Below are 7089 nucleotides of genomic sequence, written 5' to 3'. Positions count from 1 at the left end.
ATGTTGTCTATGCCGGCTTTGCTCGACATAGCTTTTTTACCATTACATGAAGAACAGAAAAAGGAAATAGTGTGCGACAGCTTGATGCCCAAAAACCAGGAACAGTCCCAAGACCAACACCAGTCAAAGACTCCCCAGGTCGAAGAGGACCAATAGTACCTAACCGTGAAAAGTAGTGCTAACAAACAATTTAAGAGTGATTCCCCACGCTTGGCATTTTGGGTTTGGGTCTAGTTCAGTGTTTACGGCGTCCAAATTGAGTGTAGTTGTAGCGTGGCTCACACCTTAATTGGGCGTTAGTTTCTATGAGGTAATAATGACTTTAAACGATTTAACAGTGGACTTCTCTCATGTTGAAAGAGAAAAGTTGCTATCGAGCTGGATATGGCTGATCGGCGAGAGAAAGTTACCAATCTTAATAAGCTCCAGTGGCGATGCTTTTGTTCAAGATATTGATGATGGGTCAATTTCGTTTTTAGATACAGGTTCACCGACATTGGACGTTGTAGCAAGTAGTTATGATGAGTTTAGTTCTCTTTTATCAAATAAAGAGTTTGTTGTTAACTATCTTGCGGTAGCTATGGTGGGTGATCTTATTCAAAGTGGAAAGAAGCTTAAATCTGGTGAGATTTATAGCTTAATTAAGCCTTGTGCTTTAGGTGGAGAATATAGCTTTGACAATATTGAACCATGTGATGTGGATGTACACTTTTCAATATTAGGTCAGTTGACTGAACGGGTTTGTCAATTGCCTCAAGGGGTGTAGGACGAAAAGTTTGAAGTTCGAAACTAACAAACAATTTAAGAGTGACTCCTAACGCTTGCCGATTTTACTCTGATTTGAAATTTGTGTTTACGGTGCAATGGTTTAGCTTGGGTGTTATAGCGTTGTCGCACCTTAATTGGGCGTTAGTCGCTTTCTCGATCACAAGTATTAATGGAGTAATATATGAATGTACATGAAAAGCTAAATTACGTTGAATTTGGAGCAAAGGATCTAGCTGCAACGAAAGCTTTTTTCAGCTCTGTCTTTGATTGGTCATTTGTTGATTATGGTCCTGAATATGCGGCATTTTCGAATCAAGGTTTAGATGGTGGATTTTTTAAGTCTGATGCTTGTAGTCAAACATCAACTGGCGGTGCACTTTTAGTTTTTTATAGTGCGGATATATCGGCAACTGAGAGTAAAGTACTAAAACATGGTGGTGCGGTTGTTCGACCAATTTTCGATTTCCCCGGGGGTTGCCGTTTTCATTTCGTTGAGCCAAGTGGTAACGAGTTTGCAGTGTGGTCTGAAACACGCGTCTAACAAACAATTTAAGAGTGACTCCYAACGCTTGCCGATTTCACTCYGRTTTGAANTTNGTGTTTACGGYGCAATGGTTNAGCTTGGGTGTTATAGCGTTATCGCACCTTAATTGGGCGTTAGCTGAATAGAATGAGATTTGAATATGTTTACAGTTCCTGATACAGAAAAGAAAATTCGAGCTAAAATCTCAAACTACAAATCTGGGCTTAATCGTGAGCTTAGAGAGTATGGTGCTATCTCGGACGGTTACGGGAAAAGGTATTTAATATTTCCGCTGTTGCTTGTACTTGATGATTTGAAAAAAGCAAAAGAGTACATGGAGTGGTATGACGCCCAATTTCCAGATGATATTGGCGAACCAATCCAAATGCTATGTCGCTCAATTTTATCTCATCGTTTAGGTAATACAGAAAAGGCAACGTATGAATTAGCAGCAACGATGTTATCTAATGTGTACCTTTTACCGTGGCTTTTCGGTAATAATATCGGTCCATTTGGTATAGAACAAACATCAGACTTTGCTAACCCTGACCACTGCGACTATATGCCTTTGGAAGTATTTCACAGCATAAGTGGTGAAGAGCTATATTGGATTGAACGTTGTTTTGAGTCTGAAATTTTTAGAGAGGCTCATACAAGGTTCATAGAAATATCGCTTATTTTAAACCTTGTTTCAAATGAAGAGCGTGTTGCTTTATTAAACGAACGAAATGGTCTTCTAATGCCGTTTGAGAAATTCAGCTAACAAACAATTTAAGAGTGACCCCCAACGCTTGCCGATTTCACTCCGATTTAAAATTTGTGTTTACGGTGCAATGGTTTAGCTTGGGTGTTATAGCGTTGTCGCACCTTAATTGGGCGTTAGCTGTATATGCAGTCCGATGTCCCATTTGTTGTACAACTCACAATATTGATTTATACTTGTACTTTAAATTGAACATGTGAGGTCGTTATGAGAATTGTCTCTTTCACAGAAGCTAGAAATGGTTTGAAAGCCGTTCTTGATGGTGTAGTTAATGATGCGGATGCAACAGTAATCACTCGTAGAGATTCTGAAGATGCGGTAGTAATGTCGCTGGATTATTACAATAGCTTAATGGAAACCATTTATTTAATGCGCTCTCCTGCTAATGCAGAGCATTTAAATAAATCTATTGCTCAATACAAAGCGGGTAAAGTAATACAGCGAGATATTTTCGATGAGTAATCGTCTATTAGCTTGGACCGATGAGGCTTGGGATAGTTATGTTTATTGGCAGGGGCAGGACAAAAAAACGCTCAAGCGAATTAACAAGCTCATTAATGATGTTAAGCGTTCGCCTTTTGATGGTATCGGTAAACCGGAGCCATTAAAGGAAAATTTAACAGGTTTTTGGTCTCGCCGAATTGATGATTCAAATCGTCTTGTTTATGCGATTGATGATGGAGTGATTACTATTATTTCGTGCAGATATCATTACTAACCTGACAACATCGACAGGCAGCTAACAAACAATTTAAGAGTGACTCCTAACGCTTGCCGGTTTCACTCCGATTTGAATTTAGTGTTTATGGTGCAATGGTTTAGCTTGGGTGTTATAGCGTTGTCGCACCTTAATTGGGCGTTATGCGTATGCGAAAAATTAGCGTAAATTGTATGCTTAAACGTGATTCAGAATATAGAGGTAATAATGAAATTAGATGCAATACTGTGGGATTATGATGGAACTCTTGTAAATTCCGTGCCTAAAAATATTGATATCACAAAATCTATTCTATCTATCGTTGCGCCACGCTTAACGGGTGAGCATTTACCGAAGTATTTACACGATGAGGATTCGTACCATGAAGCGAATCATGGCGCTAAAAATTGGCAAGAGCTTTACGTTGATTATTATGGCTTAACTCATGACGAAATGATTATAGCTGGAAGTTTGTGGGCTGAGCATCAAGAGAAAAATAAAACAGAGGTAGCATTGTTTGATGGTATCAAGACAGTGGTCGATAAATTTTCTCTACTACCTCATGGTATTTGCTCTCAGAACTCACAAAACAATATTCGCAGTGTATTGAAAAGCAATGGTATAGATGCTCCATTTAAGGCAATTGTCGGCTATGATGATGTGTCAAATGGTAATCAAAAGCCTCATGCCTTTGGTGGTATTAAGTGTGTTGAGTCAATATTTGGTCACACAGATAGCGAACTTCTCATGTATATCGGCGACCACGAAGCAGATACTAAGTTTGCCCGAAATTTAGAAAATGCTCTTGGTGGTAAAACTAAGGTAATTGCCGTTGCTGCGGGTTACAGTCGTTCTGAGCCAGAGCAATGGGAATTTCAGCCTGATCACACCGCACATACTGTAGAAGATCTCTTGAGTATTATCGGAAAATACGCATAACAAACAATTTAAGAGTGACTCCTAACGCTTGACGATTTCACTCCGGTTTGAAATTTGTGTTTACGGTGCAATGGTTTAGGTTAGGTGTCATAGCGTTGTCGCACCTTAATTGGGCGTTATGTTTCTGAGTTTGCATACTTTTTATTAATTAACAGAGTTTTATTATGAGTTACTTTGATGAACTGATTCCAATAATTGAACAATTAAAAGCTGAAAGCGATAGAGCTTTAGTTTTAATTACGGCAGCTCTCGTTGAAAATGAGTTAGTGAAGCATCTTGAGCTGAGGTTATTGGAAAAAATCGAAAGAAATGATGAGTTATTACATCGTGCTGACTTTGAGCTAAAAGTCATTTTGGCATATCGTTCAGGTGTTATTACTAAAAATGAACATGATGTATATCAACAGCTCAGGAAACTGAGAAACAAATGCGCACATGATGCAACAGATCAGTCGTTTGATAAAGATCACTTTAAAGCTAGGATGAAAAATATTATCGAAAAGTCACCAGAAGTCTGGAATGCACTTAAAAAGGATTTTGACTCTATAGATGCTTACTTAGAACATACAGGATGGCGAGAGTCTTTTATACTTTTCTTCGGGATGATTATTATGCATAAAAGGAAGTCCTACAATAAAGTAATAAAGGTTAAATCATTAAGTGGAAGAACATAACAAACAATTTAAGCTGACAGCCAACGCGCGGCATTTTCAACTCCAATAGGTTTAGGTGTAATCGGTGCGTTGCTTTAAGTTCAAGTTTGCGTTGGTCTGCAACTTAATTGGGCGTTATATTGCATAAGATTCAAGGGGTTAAACTATCCGTTTATCTTTGTTCTGCGTTTGATCTGCACACCTGTTCGTCTCGTGAAAGTTGCCATCAAAATGACCATCGCACGTAGAAAGTGTGTCGGTTAATTAGCAGCAACGTCACGCAAGTCTCCTCGTTAGTAAGTTTCGCTGGCTCAAGTTCATTTTGCTCGGCTTCTTTTTCGTGGAAGCTAAAATGAAAATCGTGGTTTCAGCGCACTTTGCCGTCAGGTTTCTCGCTCGAATTCTTTGTCATTCTAGCTAATCGAATGGCTCTAATTTCAGCTCATTTCGTTTCTTAGCCAAGTGCGTTTTGTTGTCTATGATTGAGTTTCGAACTATCCGTTTTACTTCTGAGTTCAAAGCCAGTAGATTTGTAACCAATTCAGCACCTTGGCGCTAAACTTGGCTCTGTCGTGCGGGCAATATAACAAAGCGTTTAAGACGGATTCGCAACGCTTGGCATTTTCGGTTTGATTCAGCTTAAGTGTTTACAGCACAATGGTTTAAGTAAGGTGGTATGCGTTGCTCACCACTTAACGCGGCGTTATAGCTCAGGGGAAACATGAAGTATAAATTAATTAAATCAATGGCTCACAACTTTACTCACTCATTTGTTGGTGGGTGCAACTATATTGATGACGCATTTGTGTTTGAAGATTTATATACTTTAGCTCGCCTGAACAAAGGTAAGCCAGTTCAGGTTTCTTGGGTTCCAGTACGTACTGAAGAGTTGTTTCGGTTTACTCCGAGAATAAGAAAATCAATAGGTTACTACCGAGAATGGCTTCCAAAACATGCAGCTAGTCACAATGTTTCTTTAGATCGCCTTAAAGAGTTTTATCTTCAAGTCTACATGGCTAAAAATCACCAGATATATGTTAAAGCTATTACAGTTGATGACCGGGGTAAGAGAGTGGAGCAATACGTTTACGCTTGAGCTATAACAAAGCGTTTAAGACGGATTCCCAACGCTTGGCATTTTCGGTTTGATTTAGCTTTAGTGTTTACGGCACAATGGTTTAGGTTTGGTGGTTGGCGTTGCTCACCACTTAACGCGGCGTTATAGCGCACGACCAATTTGAGTCAGATTTTCATGTTTTAGTGTTCATTGTCGCTTTCATAATGCATAGACTGAACGTGATAAATCATTAAAATATAAGTTAAATCAATTAATAGAAGTCATAACTAATGTCATTTCCTCCTTGCCCAAATTGCCAATCTGAATTTGTTTATCAAGATCAAACACATCTTGTTTGTCCCGAATGTGCCTATGAATGGAACCCAGTTGAAGAGGCTGAAAATCAATTCACAGTTCATGATGTTAATGGAAATCAGTTGGAGCAAGGCGATAAAATCACATTGGTGAAAGATCTCAAAGTTAAAGGTAGTTCTCAGAACCTTAAAATTGGCACAAAAGGTGTAATAAAGCGGATTGTGGAAGGTAAGGATCATCAATTGGACTGTAAGCTTGATGGTGCTGGCGAAATGTTTGTAACGGCAAAATACGTTAAGAAAGCGTAAGTCACTTGCCCTTGAATCAGCGCTCTAACAAACAATTTAAGAGTGACTCCTAACGCTTGCCGATTTTACTCCGATTTGAAATTTTTGTTTACGGTGCAATGGTTTAGCTTAGGTTTTATAGCGTTGTCGCACCTTAATTGGGCGTTATGTATCGGAGACTTTAGCAAAGTGGTTGCTTAATATTGACAGAACCCTAAGAACCGATGCAAAAAGTAACAATTGGCTTGGGTAAGCTAAAATGAACCCAACTTGTTTTATACTCTCGATATGAGAAAGCCAGTAAATAACCCACCCCGCTGATACAAAAATAGACAAGTAAAATGAAGTTTTACTGACTTTTTCAAACTTTACGGAAGGCTCTTTTTCTGATGAAAAAACAAGATAAGATGCAACTACTATCAGTAACATGCTTAATACAGAACTCAGCTCAATAAACATAGATAAATGCATTCTTTAGTACTCATATATAGGCGAATTTAAAGAACGACACTAAACGATAATTAAGACATAGAGCAATAAGAAACCAAAGCTATATGTAAGGATTATTTACGTAAAATCAGTAATTTGTATGCTTCCGATAGATACATAACAAGCAATTTAAGCAGACTGCCAACGCTTGGCATTTTCAACTCGGTTTAGCTTCAGTGATTTAGGTGGTAAGTTTGAGTGTATTGGTAGCGTTGTCAGCTACTTAATTGGGCGTTATAAGCTTCCAAGAGGAATCAAGTTGAACAACTATTTTGAAAGCCCTTTTGTGGGTAAATCATTGAAAGAACAAGTTACGAACCCAAACATCATTGTGGGTGARCACAGYTACTATTCTGGTTATTATCATAATCATAGTTTCGATGANTGTGCTCGTTACTTGCTACCGGATAGAACTGATATTGATAAGTTAATTATCGGAAGTTACTGCTCAATTGGTTCTGGCGCGGTGTTTATGATGGCAGGGAATCAAGGGCATCAAAATAACTGGGTCAGTACATTTCCATTTTTCTATCAAGACAATGAAAACTTTGCGGATGCTAAAGATGGTTTTGAGCGTTCGGGTAACACGGTTATTGGT

The 7089-nt window shown here is 38.6% G+C and carries 10 protein-coding genes; all 10 read left to right on the top strand.

The window, feature by feature from the left end; genetic code table 11:
* Window positions 1-316 precede the first annotated feature (316 nt).
* Entirely contained in the window at window positions 317-766 is a 450-nt protein-coding gene (locus L4C39_RS00510; RefSeq protein WP_429743810.1) for a T6SS immunity protein Tdi1 domain-containing protein, read from the top strand.
* A 183-nt stretch (window positions 767-949) separates the two neighbouring features.
* On the top strand, window positions 950-1309 hold the full coding sequence (locus L4C39_RS00505; RefSeq protein ID WP_429743808.1) for a VOC family protein: 360 nt from the start codon (window positions 950-952) through the stop codon (window positions 1307-1309).
* A 142-nt stretch (window positions 1310-1451) separates the two neighbouring features.
* On the top strand, window positions 1452-2054 hold the full coding sequence (locus L4C39_RS00500) for a hypothetical protein (RefSeq protein WP_429743806.1): 603 nt from the start codon (window positions 1452-1454) through the stop codon (window positions 2052-2054).
* A gap of 207 nt (window positions 2055-2261) precedes the next feature.
* Window positions 2262-2516: a type II toxin-antitoxin system Phd/YefM family antitoxin gene (locus tag L4C39_RS00495; RefSeq protein ID WP_113795377.1), complete on the top strand. Its 255-nt coding sequence runs from the start codon at window positions 2262-2264 to the stop codon at window positions 2514-2516.
* Window positions 2509-2772 (top strand): Txe/YoeB family addiction module toxin, encoded by a 264-nt coding sequence (locus tag L4C39_RS00490; protein WP_113795376.1) that lies wholly within the window; start codon window positions 2509-2511, stop codon window positions 2770-2772. Before L4C39_RS00495 ends, L4C39_RS00490 begins: the two co-directional genes overlap by 8 nt.
* Before the next feature lie 207 nt (window positions 2773-2979).
* Entirely contained in the window at window positions 2980-3690 is a 711-nt protein-coding gene (locus L4C39_RS00485; RefSeq protein WP_429743804.1) for an HAD family hydrolase, read from the top strand.
* 164 nt (window positions 3691-3854) lie between these two features.
* Window positions 3855-4364: a hypothetical protein gene (locus L4C39_RS00480; RefSeq protein WP_429743802.1), complete on the top strand. Its 510-nt coding sequence runs from the start codon at window positions 3855-3857 to the stop codon at window positions 4362-4364.
* Between the two features lie 700 nt (window positions 4365-5064).
* Window positions 5065-5439: a hypothetical protein gene (locus tag L4C39_RS00475; protein WP_280605297.1), complete on the top strand. Its 375-nt coding sequence runs from the start codon at window positions 5065-5067 to the stop codon at window positions 5437-5439.
* A gap of 251 nt (window positions 5440-5690) precedes the next feature.
* Window positions 5691-6023: a zinc ribbon domain-containing protein YjdM gene (locus tag L4C39_RS00470; RefSeq protein WP_429743800.1), complete on the top strand. Its 333-nt coding sequence runs from the start codon at window positions 5691-5693 to the stop codon at window positions 6021-6023.
* Window positions 6024-6750: 727 nt separating this feature from the next.
* On the top strand, window positions 6751-7089 hold a 339-nt coding region (locus L4C39_RS00465; protein WP_489686395.1), incomplete at its 3' end, for an LbetaH domain-containing protein.

The sequence above is a fragment of the Vibrio clamense genome (assembly GCF_050337905.1).
In the GTDB taxonomy this organism is placed as follows: Bacteria; Pseudomonadota; Gammaproteobacteria; order Enterobacterales; family Vibrionaceae; genus Vibrio; species Vibrio cortegadensis.
Note: the sequence above shows the minus strand (reverse complement) of the source record. Positions and strands in the feature narration are given on the sequence as shown.

What these genes read in the sequence shown, in the direction of transcription:
- L4C39_RS00510 (WP_429743810.1), top strand. Translation starts at nt 317, where the DNA reads ATGACTTTAAACGATTTAACAGTGGACTTCTCTCATGTTGAAAGAGAA.
- L4C39_RS00505 (WP_429743808.1), top strand. Translation starts at nt 950, where the DNA reads ATGAATGTACATGAAAAGCTAAATTACGTTGAATTTGGAGCAAAGGAT.
- L4C39_RS00500 (WP_429743806.1), top strand. Translation starts at nt 1,452, where the DNA reads ATGTTTACAGTTCCTGATACAGAAAAGAAAATTCGAGCTAAAATCTCA.
- L4C39_RS00495 (WP_113795377.1), top strand. Translation starts at nt 2,262, where the DNA reads ATGAGAATTGTCTCTTTCACAGAAGCTAGAAATGGTTTGAAAGCCGTT.
- L4C39_RS00490 (WP_113795376.1), top strand. Translation starts at nt 2,509, where the DNA reads ATGAGTAATCGTCTATTAGCTTGGACCGATGAGGCTTGGGATAGTTAT.
- L4C39_RS00485 (WP_429743804.1), top strand. Translation starts at nt 2,980, where the DNA reads ATGAAATTAGATGCAATACTGTGGGATTATGATGGAACTCTTGTAAAT.
- L4C39_RS00480 (WP_429743802.1), top strand. Translation starts at nt 3,855, where the DNA reads ATGAGTTACTTTGATGAACTGATTCCAATAATTGAACAATTAAAAGCT.
- L4C39_RS00475 (WP_280605297.1), top strand. Translation starts at nt 5,065, where the DNA reads ATGAAGTATAAATTAATTAAATCAATGGCTCACAACTTTACTCACTCA.
- L4C39_RS00470 (WP_429743800.1), top strand. Translation starts at nt 5,691, where the DNA reads ATGTCATTTCCTCCTTGCCCAAATTGCCAATCTGAATTTGTTTATCAA.